Origin of the sequence: Paracidovorax sp. MALMAid1276, assembly GCF_049198005.1 — a bacterium.
Taxonomy (GTDB): Bacteria; Pseudomonadota; Gammaproteobacteria; order Burkholderiales; family Burkholderiaceae_C; genus Acidovorax.
Window position 1 is genome coordinate 1 of record NZ_JBMIRS010000248.1, and the last position, 16490, is coordinate 16490.

The following is a 16490-nucleotide window of genomic DNA, read 5'->3' on the forward strand; positions in this document are numbered from 1 at the left end:
ATCGCCCGATTTCACTCCAACCCTTCGGGCAAGTGCCTTGCCGGGCGGTCTGCGGCGTTACGGCGCTTGTGGATAGCCAAGCTATCCACGGCGCACCGCGCCTGGCATCCCATCCCGGCAAGGACCTTGTGCGACTTCAAAAAGACATTGAACAGGCTCTTGGCGGTCCTTGGCATGTTCTGCATCATTCCCAGCACGACGAGGACTACTGTTTTCATAGCTGAAAACCCATTGCAGGAAAGCGGTGGCGGTCGAAATGATGCAAAAATGCGGCGCCAACTTGCGAAAGAGATCCATGCCCCGCCTCAACGCCACCCGCGAGCCATCGCCATGACCCCTGCCGAGTCGGGCGCGCGCCCACCGGCGCCAGAGCGTGAGAAGCTGCCCGGCGCGCTTTGGCTGCTGGCACTGGGTGCGCTGCCATTTGCGGCAGCGGGCATCGGCATCTTGCTGTGGATGGTGTTGCCGGCGGCCTACGACGGGGTGCGCATGCGGGGCTGGCAGGCCATGCCGGCGGTGATCGAATCGGCCACCCTGCACAGCCATCGCAGCAGCAAGGGCGGAACCACGCGCAGCGTGTCGGTGCAGTACCGGTACACGGTGAACGGCGTGACGTTTGTGGGGCAACGCGCAGCAGTCCACACGCGGCCCGACAACATCGGCAGTTTTCAGGAGCGGCTGGGCCAACGGCTCGAAAGCGCCGCGCAGTCGGGCGAGCCGGTGCCGGTGTGGGTGAACCCGCGCAACCCGGCTGAGTCGGTGGTGGACCGCAGCCTGCGGCCCGAACTGCTGGCCCTAGGACTGCTGCTCGCCACGCTGTCGGGCGGCCTGGGCCTGTGGGTGCTGGCCCGCATCGCGCGCGCGGTGTGGCGGGGCCGTCTGGACCCTGCGCCGGGCGCTGCAGGCTAAGGTGCCGGCGCTACATCGGTGCTACGTCTGCGTTGTGCCGACGTTGTGCTGGGAATGCGCCAAGCGCGGCCGCTACGGAGTTGATTTGCTATGCAAATCATAGCTGTTAGCGCTTTGTAGATAAGCGCTGCGGGCCAAAAAGACCTCAAACTTCCGGCGGCTGCATCGGCCGCGCCCGGCGCTGGCCGGTGCTGCCCCAGCGCTTGGCCTCTTCGCCGGGGATGGCCAGCGGGTTGTTGGCGGGTTCGGTCAGCGGGGCCAGAAGGGCGCGCAGGTCGGCCTCGCTGAATTTCACGGCGCCTTCGGCATCGTGCCCCAGCACGCCGCTGGCGAGGGCTGCCTTGCGGGCCTGCAGCTCCAGCATGCGTTCCTCGATGCTGCCTTCCACCACCAGCTTGTAGACGAACACCGTCTGCTGCTGACCGATGCGGTGGGCGCGGGCGGTGGCCTGCTCTTCCACGGCGGGGTTCCACCACGGGTCGAGGTGGATCACGGTGTCGGCGGCCGTGAGGTTCAGGCCCACGCCACCGGCTTTCAGGCTCACCAGCAGGACGGGCGCGCTGGCGTCTCCGTCCTGCGCCTGAAAGCGCTTCACCACCGCGCCCCGCTCGCGCGGCGGCGTCTGGCCGGTGAGAGTGAGGTAGGGCAGGCCCAGCGCGTCGAGCTGCTCGGCCGCCAGCGTCAGCATCTCGGTGAACTGCGAAAACACCAGCACACGGCGGCCCTCGTCCACCAGGGGCGGCAGCAGGTCGGCCAGCAGTTCGAGCTTGGCGCGCTCCATGGTGTGAGCTGTTCTTTTTGCCGCTGGGCCGCCCCAAGGCAAAAAAGCGTCCCCCTCGGGGGGCAGCGACCCGCGCAGCGGCGGAGCGTGGGGGCGTTGTTGTATTCCCTTCACCAATCTGGGGTCGCAGCACACCTGGCGCAGCTTGAGCAGCGCGTCCAGGATGGCGATCTGCGAGCCCTCAAACCCCTGCCGCTCCAGCGCGCGGCGCACCTGCTTGTCGGCCGCCGTGCGCACGGCCTCGTAGAGCTCGCGCTGCCTGCCCTGCAGCTGAACGCGCAGGATGGTTTCGGTGCGCGGGGGCAGCTCGGTGGCCACGTCCTGCTTGCGGCGGCGCAGGATGAAAGGGCGCACGCGCTGGGCCAGCAACTGGGCGCGCAGGGTTTCACCGTTTTCCTCGATGGGCTTGCGCCAGCGGGCGTTGAAGCTGCGCACATCGCCCAGAAAACCGGGCATCAGAAAGTCGAACTGCGCCCACAGCTCGCCCAGGTGGTTCTCCAGCGGCGTGCCGGTCAGGCACAGCAGGTGCGGTGCGTGCAGCTTGCGCAGGGCGCGGGCGCTGCGGCTGCCCGCGTTCTTCACCATTTGCGCCTCGTCCAGGATCAGCAGGTGAAAAGGCTGGGCGGCCAGCGCGTCCACGTCGCGCCAGAGCAGCGGGTAGGTGGTCAGCACCAGGTCGTGGTCGGCGATGTGCAGGTAGCGTTTGCCCCGGTCTGCGCCATGCAGCGCCAGCACGCGCAGGCCCGGCGCCATGCGCGCGGCCTCGGCCTGCCAATTGAACAGCAGCGAGGTGGGCAGCACCACCAGGGCCGGGCGGGTGAGGCGGCCGGATTCCTTCTCGGCCAGCACATGGGCCAGGGCTTGCGCGGTCTTGCCCAGCCCCATGTCGTCGGCCAGGATGCCGCCCAGGCCCTGTTCGCGCAGGTACTGCAGCCAGGCCAGGCCTTCGAGCTGATAGGGGCGCAACTGCACCTGAAGTCCCTGCGGCGCGGACACCGGCTGCGGGGTGCCAATGGTGCGCAGGCGCTGGGCCAGCTGCGCCAGGCCGGCATCGCCCTGCAGTTGCCAGTCGTTGTTCCAGCCGTTCACCGTGCCCACGCGGTGGGCCTGCACCAGCCCGGCGCGCAAGGCCTCGATGCGGCGCGCCTCCCAGGCGCCGAGGTGCAGCGGGTCGCCGTCCTTGCGCGGGTTGCGCGTGGGGTCGGTCAGCAGGTCCACCATCGCGCCCACGATGGCCTTGAGCGGCCCGGCGGGCGCCTCGATGCGTTTGCCGCCGGGGGCGCGCAGCTGGATGATGGCCAGGTCGTCGATGGCCGCCATCTGCTGTGCGTTCAGCCAGCGCGGGTCGCGGCGCAGCAGGTCGGCCAGCAGCGGGGCGAGGTCCAGGGTCTGGCCGTCGATCTCGATGCCCAGCGTCAGCAGCCAGGCGCCTTCGCGCTCGGGCAGCATGAGCTTTTGCACGGCGCGCTCGCGCGCAGCCAGCGGCCCGTCCACCTCTTTGCCCAGCAGCTCGCCCGTGTCGGGGGCGATCAGCAACTTCCAGCGCTGCACCGGCACGCTTTCGTGCGCAAAGCCGGGGTGCACCACCACGCTCCAGCCCTCGGCGCGCAGCTGCGGTACCACATCGGCCCAGAAGTCGCCAAACTGCGCCTCCTGCGCCAGCGTCCACACGGGGCCCAGGGCGCTGGCGGCGGCCCGGTGGCGCCATTGCAGCTTGCCCGCATCCACGGGGATCAGGCCCAGGTCCCACACGCGGTCCATGGCGTCGGCCTCGGCCGCCAGGTTGCGCTGCATCTGCACCACGGAGCCGCCGGTGTCGAACAGCTCCAGCACGGGGGCGGGGCGCGCGCCCAGGATGGAGGTGGGCGCGCTTTCGTGCCAGGTCGCGCCGCTGTCGGTGCGGTAGGTGAAGTCGATCTGCACCAGCGTCACGCTGTCGCCGCGCGGGCCCAGCCGGCCCTGTGGCGCCATGCCCAGCAGGCCCTGGCCGCGCCCCAGGGTCATCAGGGTGATGCGCGGGCGGAAGTGGCCCGGTTCAACGCCGGGCGGCTCTAAGGGAAAGGCGCTGGGCGCGGGAGCGGGGCCAGGGTGGGGCATAGGCCGCCGATTGTGCCGCGCGGCGCGGGCGCACCGGCAGGCAAGGGCCGAACGCGCGGGTGCGCTTCAGCCGCCCAGCACCCGTGCAAACAGCTCGTTGCGAAAGTGGATGCCCAGCCGTGCAAAGGCGCGGTTGCGGTAGGTCTTGACGGTGGGAACGCCAAGCCCCAGGTCGCTGGCGATGCCCTCGTGTGTCATGCCCTGCAGCAGCCGGGCGCACACGTCCAGTTCGCGGTCGGTGAGCTGGTCTGAAGTGCGCAGCAGGCGCGCGCGCAAGGCTGGCAGGCTGCTGGTGGCGGCATGCCCCAGAGGCGCCTGAAGTGCGGGGGCTGCACCTGGCACAGCGGATGCCGGAGTCGCCCCCTGCGACAGCTGGATGTGCTTGCGCGCCAGCGCGAGCAGCACCGGCGCCACGGCTTCGAAGCCGCCCAGGTGCTGGTCGCGAAACGGGGGCTGGTGCTGGTGGCGGTAGAAGTTGACGGCAAACACCGAGCCGTCGGCTTCATGGTCCACCACCGACACGCGCTCGGCCATGCCATGGGCGTCGTAGACCCGCGCGCGGTGCTCGCCTTCCAGCTCTTGCGCGGTGACGTGGCACAGCTGGGTGAGCGGCGCCGTCGGCACTTCAACCTCCAGCGGGCGGCCCCAGGTGCTGTCGCGCCGGTAGGGGCCCGAGAGGTAGGCCCACCAGCAGTCCTGCGTGGTGTCGGGCACGCCCAGGCTGGCCGACATGAAGAGCGTGGGCTTGCAGCGGCGGCCTGTGCGGTACACCGACCACGATGCGGCGGGCAGCAAGGGCGCCATGGCCTGCAGCAGACCCGGCACAAAACCCGGTTCGCCCAGCCGCTGCACCATGGCCGCGAGCGCCGCGCCAGTGGGGCCGGCCGGCTGCGGCGGTGCAAGCCACTGCCTCATGGGCGCCCCCTGGGCATCGTGCCGCTGTGCAGGGCGGGGTGGATGTGCGGGCGGGCAGGCGAGGGACGGGTCATGGCGCTGTCATCCTCAGGGATGACAGCCGCAGGCCGCAACCGGATTTACGCTAGTTTTTATAACTAATTTTCGTTGCGAGTCCCTTGCCCATGTCTGCGCTTCCACCCCTGCCCGAGCCCCGTCTCCAGTTCTTTGCCGACCTGCGCGTGCAGGTGGGCGCGCCGCAGGAGGTGGGTCACACCGTGCACGGCCTGCGGCGGCTCATCCCCATCACCGGCGGCACCGCCACCGGAGACGGCTGGACAGCGCGGGTGCTGCCGGGCGGCGCGGACTTTCAGCTGGTGGTGAACGACCGCCTTGCGGAGCTGGACGCGCGGTATGTGCTGGAGACCGACGGCGGGGATTTGATCTACGTGCAGAACCGGGCGGTGCGATCCGGCCCGCCACAGCTGATAGCGCGGCTGGTGCGCGGCGAGCCCGTGGACCCCGCCCAGATTTATTTCCGCTGCAGCCCCAGCTTCGAAACCGCGTCGCCCGCACTGGCCTGGATCGCCGAGCGCATGTTTGTGGGCGCGGGTGCCCGCTACCCCGACACCGTGGCCATGCGGTTCTTCGAGCTGGACTGAGAAGGTGTGAACGAATCCCTCATGCCCACTCGTACCGCAAAAACGCACGCCCTCTGCGTTGCAAATGCTCGCCATAGCCCGAGCTATGGCTGCGCTTTGCGCCTTGATAGCGCACGTTTGTGCGGCCCGCTCGGGCACGCCGGATTCATTCACACCTTCTGACGCCTACCGCCCTTCTTCCCTCTTTCTTTTCATCACAACATCCAACGGAGACATTCATGAAGCCCTTGAACCCTACCCCATCCGCACCACGCACCCAGGCCCGCCGTGCGGTGCTGGCTGCAGCAGCTATGGCAGTCGCCGCTGGCCTGGCCGCCCCCTGGGGCGCAGCCCACGCGCAGGCCGCTGGCGGGGCTTACCCCAGCAAGCCCGTGCGCATCATCGTGGGCTTCCCGGCCGGCACGGGGCCCGACATCGTGGCGCGCCTGCTGGCGCAAAAGCTGTCGGAAGGCTGGGGCAACCTGGGCGTGATCGTGGACAACAAGCCCGGCGCGGGCGGGTTGATTGCGGCCAGCGAAGCCGCACGCGCTGCGCCCGACGGCTACACGCTGATGCTGGGTGAAACCGGGCAGCTCAGCATTGCGCCCAGCAGCTACAACAGGCTGCCCTATGACCCGGCCAAAGACTTCACCGCCGTGAGCCAGGTGGTCACGTCCGACTTTGTGCTGCTGGTCAACCCGCAGAAAGTGCCCGCACGCAACGTGAAGGATTTTGTGGACTGGACGAAGCAGCAAAAGGGCCTGTTCCTGGCCACCTTCGGCGCGGGCACGCCGGGGCACTTCGGGGCGTACATGTTTGGCGATGCCGTGAAGCTCAAGCCCGAGCCGGTGCACTACAAGAACACGTCGGACGCACTGGGCGGCCTCTTCAGCGGCGATGTGCAGGGCGTGTTCGCCAGCGTAGGCCTGGCCGCGCCCAACGTGAAGGCGGGCAAGCTGGCAGCCCTTGGCACCACGGGCGCCACACGCACCCATGCCTTGCCGGATGTGCCCACCATCAAGGAGCAGGGCTACGCCAACCTGGAGTTCTCGTCGTGGTTCGGCATCGTGGCGCCGTCCAAGACGCCGCCCGAGATCATCGCCAAACTGAGTGCCGACATCGTGAAGGCGGTGCAGTCGCCCGAGGGCAAGGCCAAGATGGAAGAGGCCGGGTTCCGCGTGACGGGCACCAGCCAGCAGGAGTTCGCCCGCATCATCGCGGCCGACACGCTGACCTGGGGCAAGGCCGTGGCGGCCACGGGCTTCAAGGCCGACTGAGCGCAGCTGCCATCGTCCACCGCGTGGCGTGTGCACCCCGCACCGCCGCGTAAGACAGATTCGCCAATTGCCCTGAAGGGCCCGCAGCCCTCCGTATCATCGTCAGCCCGACCCTTTCTCCCCGGCTGCAGGACTGATGCGGACTGCGATTTCGATACCCCCCACGGCCACCATCCCCACAGAGTGCAGGCGCCACCGCCCTGCACGCCGAGCCGCGCCCGCATGCCGTGGCTGAAGCTCGTTCACATCGCGGCCGTCATCGTGTGGTGCGGCACCTTGCTGTACCTGCCGGCGCTGATCGCGTCGGCGGCCGACCCGAAACGCGCGCCATTGACGGGGGATGCGGCAGCCGCGTCCGCAGCGTCGGCGCCGCCGGTGTTGCGCCTGCTGTTCACGCTGGTGGTCACACCGGCAGCGCTGGTCGCCATTGCTTCGGGCACGGTGATCTTTGTGTTTCTGGGCCCGCTCACGGTGTGGCTGGTGGCCAAGCTGGTGGCGGTGGGCTTGCTGGTGCTGGCCCATGCCGTGTGCGGCCTGCTGGTGCTGAAGGCCGAGCGGGGCCAGACGGGGCTGGCAGCGCCCTGCGCGGCCGTGGCGATGGTGTGCGTTGCAGCCATGCTGCTGGTGGCCTGGCTGGTGCTGGGAAAGCCCTTCTGATGGGCGCCATCTGCCGGGCCCGCACTGCCCGCACCGAGACTGCGCTATGCGCCCGTGTCCACCCCTACGGCATGCTCGTACACCAGCCGCCCGCCCAGATAGGCCGCCAGGCCAATGAAGCTGGCCGTGAGCAGCGACATGCCCAGGCCCCAGGGCATCACCAGCGCGCCGGGGTCGCCCAGGCGCAGCATCCAGTTCAAGGTGGCCAGCGACAGCATCATCACGGCGATGAGGGCATGGCCCCAGGCGGTGATCAGGCGCCGTATGCGCCCCACGGTGAGCAGGTCCACCAGGCCTGCCAAGCTCGCGCCCCAGCCGCCCAGCGCACCCACGCCCGCCAGCCACACACCCGCCCGTGCCCAAAAGGGGTCGCCGGTGTGGACGAACGCGCCGTCGGCACCCACCAGCCCGATGAGCGCCGCCACGGGGAAGTGGATCATCATGGGATGCAGGGGGTGACCGGCGATGGCCGCGCGGCTCAGGATGGGCTCTGGGGGCGTCGGGTTCATGCGTCGATTCTGCCTTGGCCCGCCCTGGCCCTGCTGCTGGCAGGCTGCCAGGGCCCCCTGTCCACGCTGGACGCGGCCGGCCCTTCGGCCCAGGCCATTGCCACGGTGTGGTGGTGGATGCTGGCCGTGGCCATCCTGGTTCTGGCAGGCGTGGTGGCGGCCTGGATGCTGGCGATGCGGCGCGGCGCGGCCCCGCAAGGCGATGGTGCGCAACAGTCGGCGGGGCGCACCGAGCGGCGGTGGCTGGTGTGGGGCGGGCTGGTGCTGCCCAGTGTCTGCATTGCAGCGCTGGTGGCGCTGGGATCGCCTGCCGGCCTGCACCAGTTGCCGCTGCCCGGCAAGGCGTCCGGTGTACCTGCGCCGCTCCAGATCGAGGCCATCGGCCACCAGTGGTGGTGGGAGGTGCGCTACCCGGGCCATGCCAGGGCGCAGCGCAATGAGATGCGCATCCCCGCAGGCCGGCCGGTGGACGTGATCACCGGCAGCGCGGACGTGATCCATTCCTTCTGGGTGCCCCGGCTCGGCGGCAAGCTGGACGCGGTGCCGGGGCGCAGCTTGCGGGTGCGGCTGCAGGCACACGAGCCCGGAACCTACCGGGGGCAGTGCGCAGAGTTCTGCGGCGTGGGCCATGCGCACATGGGCATGACGGTGATCGCCATGGAGGCCGACGCGTTCGATGCCTGGTTGGCAGGTGCGGGGCCCGCGGCGGCCACCAGCGAAGCGGGCGGCACCGTGCCGCAGCGGGGGGCGCAGCAATGACTTCGACGCAGCCGCCCACCGCCACCGAACCTACGTCCACGCAGCATGGCGCGCCCATGGCCGACGCGCAGGCGCTGCACGCCGAGTTCGAGGCGGTGTGGGGCAACCCACGCGGCTGGCGCGCGCTCAGCGTGGTCAACCACAGCAGCATTGCCCTGCGCTTCATGCTGACGGGGGGCGCGTTCTTTGTGGTGGCCGGCCTGCTGGGCATGCTGCTGCGGGCGCAGCTGGCCCGGCCGGGCCAGGCTTTCATGGGGGCCGAGGCCTACAACCAGGCCTTCACCATGCACGGCACCATGATGATGTTTCTGTTTGCCGTGCCCATCCTGCAGGGCCTGGCGGCCTACCTGCTGCCCAAGATGCTGGGCGCGCGGGACCTGGTCTTTCCCCGGCTGTCCGCGTTTGGCTACTGGTGCTATGTGTTTGGGGGCGTGATCTTCACCAGCAGCCTGCTGCTGGGCCTCGCGCCCGACGCGGGGTGGTTCATGTACACGCCGCTGTCCAGCAGCCGTTACTCGCCCGGGGTCAATGCAGACTTCTGGCTGGTGGGTGTGACCTTTGTGGAGATATCCACCATGGCCGCCGGCATCGAGATCGCCGTATCGATACTGCGCACGCGCGCGGCCGGCATGGGGCTGCACCAGATGCCGGTGTTCGCCTGGGCCATGCTGGTGACTTCGCTGATGATCGTCACCGGGTTTCCGCCGCTCATTCTCGGCTCCATCCTGCTGGAGCTGGAGCGCGCCGCAGGCTGGGCGTTCTTCGACCCCACGCGGGGCGGCGACGCCGTGCTGTGGCAGCACCTGTTCTGGCTGTTCGGGCATCCCGAGGTCTACATCATCTTTGTGCCGGCCGCCGGGGTGGTGTCCACCATTGTGCCGGTGTTCGCGCGGCGCCCGCTGGTGGGCTACCGGTGTGTGGTCGTCTCGCTGGTCAGCATCGGTTTCATCAGCTTCGGGCTGTGGGTGCACCACATGTTCGCGGTGGGCATCCCGGCCATGGCGCTGGCATTCTTCTCGCTTGCCAGCATGCTCGTCGCCATACCCACCGGGGTGCAGGTCTTCTCGTGGATCGCCACGCTCTGGACGGGGCGGCCCGTGTGGTCCGTGCCCATGCTGTGGGTGGCGGGCTTTCTGTTCATCTTTGTGGCGGGCGGGCTCACGGGGGTGATGCTGGCCTTCGTGCCGTTTGACTGGCAGGTACACGACACCCATTTTGTGGTGGCGCATTTCCACTATGTGCTGATCGGCGGCATGCTGTACCCGCTGGTGGCCGGGCTGTATTACTGGCTGCCGAACTTCAGCGGGCGCATGCCGTTCGAGCGCCTGTCCAAGGCGGGGTTCTGGCTGAGCTTTGTGGGCTTCAACGGCACCTTCCTCGTCATGCACTGGACAGGCCTCATGGGCATGCCGCGGCGTGTGTACACCTATGCGCCGGGCATGGGCTGGGACTGGCCCAACCTGGTGTCGTCGGTCTTCAGCTTTGTGATGGCGTTTGGCGTGGCCACGGTGATCCTCGACATCGCGCTGCATTTCCGCCTGGGCCGCCGCGCGCCGCTGAACCCCTGGGGGGCCGACACGCTGGAGTGGGCGAGCGGCACGCCGCCGCGCAGCTACAACTTCGCCAGCCTGCCGCCGCTGTCCACCCGCCACCCGCTGTGGGACCACCCGGATCTGCCCCACACCATTGCCGCGGGGCAGCATGCACTGCCCCAGGCGCGCCATGGCCGGCGCGAAACGCTGGGCAGCGACCCTGTGACTGGCGTGCCCCGCGAGGTGATCCACCTGCCCGGCAACTCGTGGTGGCCGCTGGTGGCGGCACTGATGCTGTCGGGCGTGTGCATTGCACTGCTGTGCAAGGCATATGCGGCGGCGGCTATCGCTGCGCTGGCGACCGTGGTTGTCCTGTTGCGCTGGTCGTGGGAGAACGGTGCGCACCCGCGTGCCGCCGCCGGCGAGGCACACGACCTGCCCGACGGGCTGAAGCTGCACTCGCGCACCTTCGACGGGCCGGGCCTGTGGGGCATGGGCCTGACCTTGCTGGCCGATGCGGCGCTGTTTGTATCGCTGCTGTTCGGGTGGCTGTACTTGTGGACGGTGGCGCCCCACTGGAAGCCGCCGGCCGCATCACCGCTGGGCGTGTGGCCGCTGGCCGGCGTGGCGGTGCTGCTGGGCCTGGGCACGCTGGCCATGCAGCGGGCCGTGGCGCGCCTTCGGAACTCTGCGGGGGCCGCGGGGCTTGCCATGCACCTGGGTCTGGCCACGCTGATGGGAGGGCTGGCCTGCGTGGCGCTGGGTGTGCTGCTGGCGCGGGCGCCCCTGGCGCCCACATTGCTCGCACACGATGCGGTGCTGGCTTTCACGCTGGTTTACCTGCTCGCGCATGCGGCGCTGGCCACGGTGCTGTCGCTGCTGCAGGGTTGGCGCGTGCGATGCGGCTATGTGGGGGCCATGGCCCCCTACGAGCCCTTGGTGGTGGCCCTGTGGTGGCGCTACACCGCAGGTGCTGCGGCCGTGGCGTGGCTGGTGATGGCGTTGTTGCCTCTGGCTTTTCGCTCGGGGGCGGCATGAGGTGGCTGCGCCAGCCGCCAGGCCATCCGGTGCAGTTGGCCACCGGGCTCACGCTGTGGTTTGTCTGGCTGTGCCTGGTGTATGGCGGGGCCGCCGTGGCCTGTGCCGTGGTGCCGCCGCCCGCGCAGGTCGGGCCGTGGAATGGGGTGAACGCGACGCTGCTGGGGCTGTCTGCGTTGTTTGCCGCCGGCTTTGCCTGGGCGGCGCTGCGCCAGGCCCGCGCGGCGCGGCGCTTGCAGGGCTGCGCCCCGGCGCAACGCCGCCAGCGGTTTTTTGCATCGGCCGCCGCTGCATTGCACGGTGTGGCGGCGGTGTCCACCGTGGTGGTGGCGCTGCCGCTGCTGGTGCTGTCGCCATGCGTTTAGGAGCCTTCAGCACGGGGGCCACGCTGCTGGCGTTGTGGTCGGCGCTGGCACCGGGCACCGCGGCCGCTCATGGCAATGCGTTCATCGGGGAGGGCGCGCATGCGCCCATCTGGGCGTCGCAAGCGCTGTTTGCGGTGGCGTGGCTGGGCTATCTGTGGGGGGCCGTGCTGCGGCGGCCCGACCCGGTGCGGAGGGCGCTGTTCCATGGTGCGATGCTGGTGGCCGGGCTGGCACTGTTCGGCCCCTTCGACGACATGGCAGGCAGCAGCACGGCCTGGCACATGGTGCAGCACATGCTGCTCATCGCTGTGGTGGCTCCGCTGGCCGTGCTGGCGCGGCCCCTTCAGCAGTGGCGCGCCGTGGCGGGCCGCCGCATCGACGGTGTGTGGCGGGGTGTGCTGGCGATGGCCCGCCGGCCGATGCTGTGCGCGCTGCTGCATGCGGCCGCCATCTGGGTCTGGCATGCGCCCGGGCCGTACATGGCCGCCGTGATGTTCAACGGCTGGCATGTGCTGGAGCACGCCAGCTTTCTGTTCACCGGCTGGCTCTTCTGGTGGGCCGTGCTGCGCCCGGGCACTGCACGTGCCCCGCAGGCCATGATGGCGCTCTTGTTCACGGTGATGCACACGGGCCTGCTGGGCGCCTTGCTTACCTTTGCGCCGGTGGTTTTGTATGCGGGCGAGTCGCGCGAACTGTGGGACCAGCAGCTGGCCGGCCTGGTGATGTGGATTCCCGGCGGTGCCGTGTACCTGTGGGCAGCCGCGTGGCTGGGGTGGCGGTGGCTGGCACGCGGCAGATCACCGCAGTTGGCCCAGTGGCCTAACGCCCTTTGAAGAATCCAAACAGCACCACCAATGTGGACGCCCCGGCCACCGGCACCAGCCAGTTGGCCAGCCCGCCGTCCTGATACCAGTTCAACGCCAGGCCGATGTAGCTGGCGAGAAACGAGCCCGCAACGCCCAGCAGGAACATCATGATCCACCCCTGCCGGTCGCGGCCTGGACGGACGGCGTGGGCCAGCAGCCCTAACGCCAGCGCCGTCGCCAGGCCAATCAACAACATTCCGAGCAGTGATGGCATGTACCCCCCTTTGCTTGTCACCTCCGGTTACTTTAGGGACACCTGTTGCACCCCCGTGTCGGACAAGGTGCCCTGCGGGAGTCCCAGCGAGGGGCGAGGTGCGCAAGCGGTGGCGCGGGCTGCGACTGTGGGAGTCTTCCCACAAGCGTGCGAGAAGCAGGCCGGTGCCCTCAGCGCCGTCCTGCGGCCAACATCGCCGGTATGCGTGCTGTGGTGCTCTGGTGCTCTGTGGATAGCGTTTCGGTTGCGAGCCCACGCTGTTGTGCACGCTGAAAGGAAGGGACATCCATGACCACATTCACCCGACTGATCGGCAACCGCAGTTGCCTCATCTTCGCGGCAGCGCTCACCCTGGGCGGCGTGCTGCTGGCGCCCGTGCCGAGCGCGGCGCAAACCCTGAGTGACGAGGCGTCGCTGCAGCGGGGGGCGCAACCCGACACCACCGGCCAGCAGCGCTACCAGTCGGCCATTCGCGAAGCAGGCGGCGGCCTCAAAGTGAGTCTGGCGGAATGCGCGGCGATGGGCGCCGCCGAGCGCAGGTCGTGCGAACCGCAGGCGCGCTCACGCTATCAGCGCGACATGGCGGCAGCCAAGGTTTACCTGAAAGATCCCACAGCGAGACCCATCAACGTGGTGGGAGAGCCCATACGCACCACCGAAACGGTGATCGTGGTGAAGTAGCGTGCTGCGCGGACTGACGATGCGTTGCCGCCGCCTACGGGCGGTTTGCCGGGGCTGCGGTGCCCGTGCCCGCCTCGGCGACGACACGGCGCGCGCCGTTGAAACGCCGCGCCCAATAGGTCATGCCCATATCCTCCACCCGCACCTGCGCGCCGCTGCGCGGCGAATGGATGAACTTGCCCTCGCCCACATAGATGCCCACGTGGCTGAAGTTGCGGCGCATGGTGTTGAAGAACACGAGGTCGCCGGGCTGCAGTTCTTTCTTGTCGATCACCTGCGTGGCCGCGGCTTGCTGATCGGCGCGGCGCGGCAGCAGGAGGCCGACGGTTTGTTCATAGATGGCGCGCACAAAGCCGCTGCAGTCGAAACCCGTTTCTGCGCTGTTGCCACCGCGCTTGTAGGGCACGCCCAGAAAGCCCATGGCATTGAACACCAGGTTTGACGCACTGTCCGCCACGCTGTGGGCCTTGTCAGCCACCTTGTGACCGACCACTTCCAGCCGGTTGAGCAAGCCCTTGTCGGCCGGCTTGTCGGCGACCTTTTCGGCAACGAAACGGTCGAAATCATCGGGATTTGCTGCCTGGGGTACCGCCTGGGCGGCCGAGGCGGCTGTGAGCAAAAGGATACATAACCATCGCGACATGGGGGCGAAAGATACCACGCTACGCTTGCTTATTAAAAATAAGGGTTGGGCCAAGCTGTTGATTTGACTCAGGTTTTACCCTGATAGCTGGCCACGGGACCGGCGCTGTAGCAATGGCCGGGCCTTCAGTTACACCATGTTGTTCGACGACCGACCCAACGCCTGCCCATGGCGCCGTTCCACGCCATACCCACGCTGTGGATGCGCGGCACGCTCGATAGGATATGGAAGAAATATGCCTCCACCGCTTGCTCACATTGCAAAGATTGCTATATTTTTGATAGTTGCTGGCGGCCAAGGCGTCGCCAGTTCGCAAGCGGCGCCACCCGGCCCGTCGCTTGTCACCGTGGCCGCGGGGCTGGTGAATCCGTGGGCGGTGGCGTTTCTGCCCGGGGGGCAGTTTCTGGTCACCGAGCGCCCGGGGCGCATGCGCGTCGTCAGCGCGAGTGGTGACGTCGGCCCCCCGCTGGCGGGCGTTCCGCCAGTGGCCGCCGGAGGGCAGGGCGGCCTGCTGGACGTGATCACCGATGCAGGCTTTGCGCGCAACCGGCGCATCTACTTTTGCTATTCGGAACCTGCAGGCGCGGAGGGCTCGGGCAACAGCACGGCGCTGGCCCGCGCGACGCTGGCAGCGGACGGTCGCAGCCTGCAGGAGGTGCGGGTGATCTTCAGCCAGCGGCCCAAGGTTGCGAGCAGCCTGCACTTCGGTTGCCGCATCGTGCAGGCGCCGGACGGCAACCTGTTTTTGGCGCTGGGCGAGCGCTACCACCGCATGAATGATGCGCAGAAGCTGGACAACCACCACGGTAAGGTGGTGCGCATCAGCCCCGATGGCGCCGTGCCCGCTGACAACCCCTTTCGCGACCAGGCGGGCGCGCTGCCCGAAATCTGGAGCTATGGGCACCGCAACCCGCAGGGCGCGACGCTGGGGCCCGATGGCCAACTGTGGATGCACGAGCATGGTCCGCAGGGGGGCGACGAGATCAACCGGCCGCTGCCCGGGCGCAATCATGGCTGGCCGGTGGTGACCTTTGGCGAGAACTATGGCGGCGGCAAGATCGGCGAAGGCACGGCCAAGGCGGGCATGGAGCCGCCGCTGCACTACTGGGTGCCGTCGATCGCGCCCTCGGGCATGGCGTTTCTGACCAGCAGCCGCTATGGCACTGCGTGGCAGGGCAGCCTGTTCGTGGGCTCGCTGAAGTTCGGCACGCTGCACCGGCTTGAGGTGGATGACTCGGGCAAAGTGCGGCGCGAGGAAAAGCTGCTGGCTGGCAGTGGCGAGCGCCTGCGCGATGTGCGCGAGGGGCCGGACGGCCTGCTCTACGTGCTGACCGACAGCCCGCAAGGGCGCCTGGCGCGCCTGCAGCCCGGGAGGTGAGCGCCGCGCTCCGGCTGGCGCCCGTGGCCGCGTCCGTGGGCGTGCGGCTTCGCCAGCCGGGCAGGCGGCTGCGACAATGCGGCACTTTGCCGTGGTGGATCGGCGTCAGGGTGACCCTTGGTGGCCCGGCCCCCGCGCGCTTCCTGAACCTTTTGATTGCCCCCACACGCCATGCTGCTTGACGCCAACGAATCCCAACTGGTCCTGGTTGATTACCAGGAGCGCCTGATGCCCGCCATTCATGATGGAGCGGCCGTGCTGGCCAACGCGCGGCGGCTGGCCGAGGTGGCGCGCCTGCTGGAGGTGCCCGTGTGGGGCACCGAGCAGAACCCGTCGCGCCTGGGCGCCAACGACGCGGCGCTGCGCGCCTTGTGCCGCAGAACGCTGGCCAAGATGCACTTCAGCGGTGCCGAAGAAGGCCTGGGCGAATGGCTGCGCCCGCCCGCCAAGCCCCAGGGCGGCAACGCACGCAGCCTGCCCAAGCACCTGCAAAAGCCCGCCCAGCAGGCACCCGAGCGCGGCACCATCGTCATCGCAGGCTGTGAAGCCCATGTGTGCCTGCTGCAAACCGCGCTCGACCTGATCGAGGACGAGTTCGAGGTCTGGGTGGTGACCGATGCCTGCGGCTCCCGGACCGAGCGCAACCGCGACGCCGCGTTTGACCGCCTGGCCGGCGCGGGCGCCGAGCTGGTGACCACCGAAATGGTGGCGTTCGAATGGCTGGGCAGCTGCGAGCACCCGGCGTTCAAGGATGTGCTGGGCTTGATCAAATAGCCAGGTGAGGCACGCCCCAAGCCTGTGCTTGGGCTGGCTGACCCAGGGCGCCAGAAGCCTTTTTTTGCAGCCCCCGCGGGCGTGTGTGTGGACCTGGCCCGCTTGGCCCTGGAGACGCTGCAAACCCTGCAACCCGGCGTGCAGCCGCGCTACCTGATGATCGAGTGCGCCCCCGTCTCTGTGCGCGGCAACACGCTGCGCCGACACTGGCTGGTGTCGTTCGAACGGGGCGGGCAGCATTACTTTTTTGCCGACTCCAAACGCCCAGGCCACATCGCCGGGCCATATGCCAGCGTGCAGGCCTTTGTGGACGAATACGCACGCTACCGTGGGCGGCGCGTTGTGATTTTCAGCGAGCGGGCGTCCTATGAGAACGTGTTTACGATCTCCCAGGGGTCGCGCAGCGGCCTTGTCGGGATGGGATGCAAGGCGCGGTGCGCAGTGGCTAGCCCGGCTATCCACAAGCGCCGCAACG

Annotated in this window: 17 protein-coding genes and 1 pseudogene; 13 read left to right on the plus strand and 5 right to left on the minus strand. The window is 68.8% G+C overall.

Annotated features, from left to right (window positions below; genetic code table 11):
- Positions 1-224, plus strand: a pseudogene (locus ACOQFS_RS20510) (hypothetical protein); the annotation flags it as partial.
- 106 nt (positions 225-330) lie between these two features.
- Entirely contained in the window at positions 331-909 is a 579-nt protein-coding gene (locus ACOQFS_RS20515; protein ID WP_421564663.1) for a DUF3592 domain-containing protein, read from the plus strand.
- 145 nt (positions 910-1054) lie between these two features.
- Here ACOQFS_RS20515 and ACOQFS_RS20520 read toward each other — a convergent pair whose 3' ends face one another.
- Both ACOQFS_RS20520 and ACOQFS_RS20525 read right to left on the minus strand, forming a co-directional pair.
- A complete protein-coding gene (locus ACOQFS_RS20520) occupies positions 1055-3787 on the minus strand; it encodes a DEAD/DEAH box helicase (RefSeq protein ID WP_421564664.1) in 2733 nt (910 codons plus the stop codon).
- 66 nt (positions 3788-3853) lie between these two features.
- On the minus strand, positions 3854-4702 hold the full coding sequence (locus ACOQFS_RS20525) for a helix-turn-helix transcriptional regulator (RefSeq protein WP_421564665.1): 849 nt from the start codon (positions 4700-4702) through the stop codon (positions 3854-3856).
- A 164-nt stretch (positions 4703-4866) separates the two neighbouring features.
- Between ACOQFS_RS20525 and ACOQFS_RS20530 the strand changes: the two genes are divergently transcribed.
- The 3 genes from ACOQFS_RS20530 (at position 4867) to ACOQFS_RS20540 (ending at position 7256) form a co-directional block, all read left to right on the plus strand.
- Complete coding sequence (locus ACOQFS_RS20530) at positions 4867-5343, plus strand: DUF3237 domain-containing protein (protein ID WP_421564666.1); 477 nt, start codon at positions 4867-4869, stop codon at positions 5341-5343.
- Between the two features lie 290 nt (positions 5344-5633).
- Positions 5634-6599 (plus strand): Bug family tripartite tricarboxylate transporter substrate binding protein, encoded by a 966-nt coding sequence (locus tag ACOQFS_RS20535; protein WP_421564679.1) that lies wholly within the window; start codon positions 5634-5636, stop codon positions 6597-6599.
- A 222-nt stretch (positions 6600-6821) separates the two neighbouring features.
- Positions 6822-7256, plus strand: coding sequence for a CopD family protein (locus tag ACOQFS_RS20540; protein ID WP_421564667.1), 435 nt, complete (start codon positions 6822-6824; stop codon positions 7254-7256).
- 44 nt (positions 7257-7300) lie between these two features.
- Here ACOQFS_RS20540 and ACOQFS_RS20545 read toward each other — a convergent pair whose 3' ends face one another.
- Positions 7301-7699: a DUF2231 domain-containing protein gene (locus ACOQFS_RS20545; protein ID WP_421564668.1), complete on the minus strand. Its 399-nt coding sequence runs from the start codon at positions 7697-7699 to the stop codon at positions 7301-7303.
- A gap of 3 nt (positions 7700-7702) precedes the next feature.
- On the opposite strand from ACOQFS_RS20545, the gene coxB reads away from it, so the two are divergent.
- The 4 genes from coxB to ACOQFS_RS20565 are packed head-to-tail and all read left to right on the plus strand — an operon-like array spanning position 7703 to position 12292.
- Entirely contained in the window at positions 7703-8524 is an 822-nt protein-coding gene (coxB, locus tag ACOQFS_RS20550) for a cytochrome c oxidase subunit II (protein ID WP_421564669.1), read from the plus strand.
- A complete protein-coding gene (gene ctaD / locus ACOQFS_RS20555; RefSeq protein WP_421564670.1) occupies positions 8521-11094 on the plus strand; it encodes a cytochrome c oxidase subunit I in 2574 nt (857 codons plus the stop codon). Before coxB ends, ctaD begins: the two co-directional genes overlap by 4 nt.
- Positions 11091-11459, plus strand: a complete 369-nt coding sequence (locus tag ACOQFS_RS20560) for a hypothetical protein (RefSeq protein ID WP_421564671.1) — start codon at positions 11091-11093, stop codon at positions 11457-11459. Before ctaD ends, ACOQFS_RS20560 begins: the two co-directional genes overlap by 4 nt.
- Positions 11450-12292: a cytochrome c oxidase assembly protein gene (locus ACOQFS_RS20565; protein WP_421564672.1), complete on the plus strand. Its 843-nt coding sequence runs from the start codon at positions 11450-11452 to the stop codon at positions 12290-12292. Before ACOQFS_RS20560 ends, ACOQFS_RS20565 begins: the two co-directional genes overlap by 10 nt.
- On the opposite strand, the gene ACOQFS_RS20570 is transcribed toward ACOQFS_RS20565, so the two are convergent.
- Entirely contained in the window at positions 12279-12539 is a 261-nt protein-coding gene (locus tag ACOQFS_RS20570; RefSeq protein WP_421564673.1) for a GlsB/YeaQ/YmgE family stress response membrane protein, read from the minus strand. The two genes, ACOQFS_RS20565 and ACOQFS_RS20570, sit on opposite strands and share 14 nt — an antisense overlap.
- 288 nt (positions 12540-12827) lie before the next feature.
- On the opposite strand from ACOQFS_RS20570, the gene ACOQFS_RS20575 reads away from it, so the two are divergent.
- Complete coding sequence (locus ACOQFS_RS20575) at positions 12828-13220, plus strand: hypothetical protein (RefSeq protein ID WP_421564674.1); 393 nt, start codon at positions 12828-12830, stop codon at positions 13218-13220.
- Positions 13221-13254: 34 nt separating this feature from the next.
- Here the strand turns inward: ACOQFS_RS20575 and ACOQFS_RS20580 are convergent, their stop codons facing one another.
- Positions 13255-13863 (minus strand): C40 family peptidase, encoded by a 609-nt coding sequence (locus ACOQFS_RS20580; RefSeq protein WP_421564675.1) that lies wholly within the window; start codon positions 13861-13863, stop codon positions 13255-13257.
- Positions 13864-14098: 235 nt separating this feature from the next.
- On the opposite strand from ACOQFS_RS20580, the gene ACOQFS_RS20585 reads away from it, so the two are divergent.
- The 3 genes from ACOQFS_RS20585 to ACOQFS_RS20595 all read left to right on the plus strand — a co-directional run.
- Positions 14099-15241: a PQQ-dependent sugar dehydrogenase gene (locus ACOQFS_RS20585; RefSeq protein WP_421564676.1), complete on the plus strand. Its 1143-nt coding sequence runs from the start codon at positions 14099-14101 to the stop codon at positions 15239-15241.
- A gap of 171 nt (positions 15242-15412) precedes the next feature.
- Positions 15413-16015 carry an isochorismatase family protein gene (locus tag ACOQFS_RS20590; protein ID WP_421564677.1) on the plus strand — a complete coding sequence of 201 codons (603 nt, stop codon included), beginning with the start codon at positions 15413-15415 and terminating at the stop codon, positions 16013-16015.
- Positions 16016-16117: 102 nt separating this feature from the next.
- Positions 16118-16490, plus strand: a 373-nt coding sequence (locus ACOQFS_RS20595) for a hypothetical protein (protein WP_421564678.1), incomplete at its 3' end; no start/stop codon positions are given.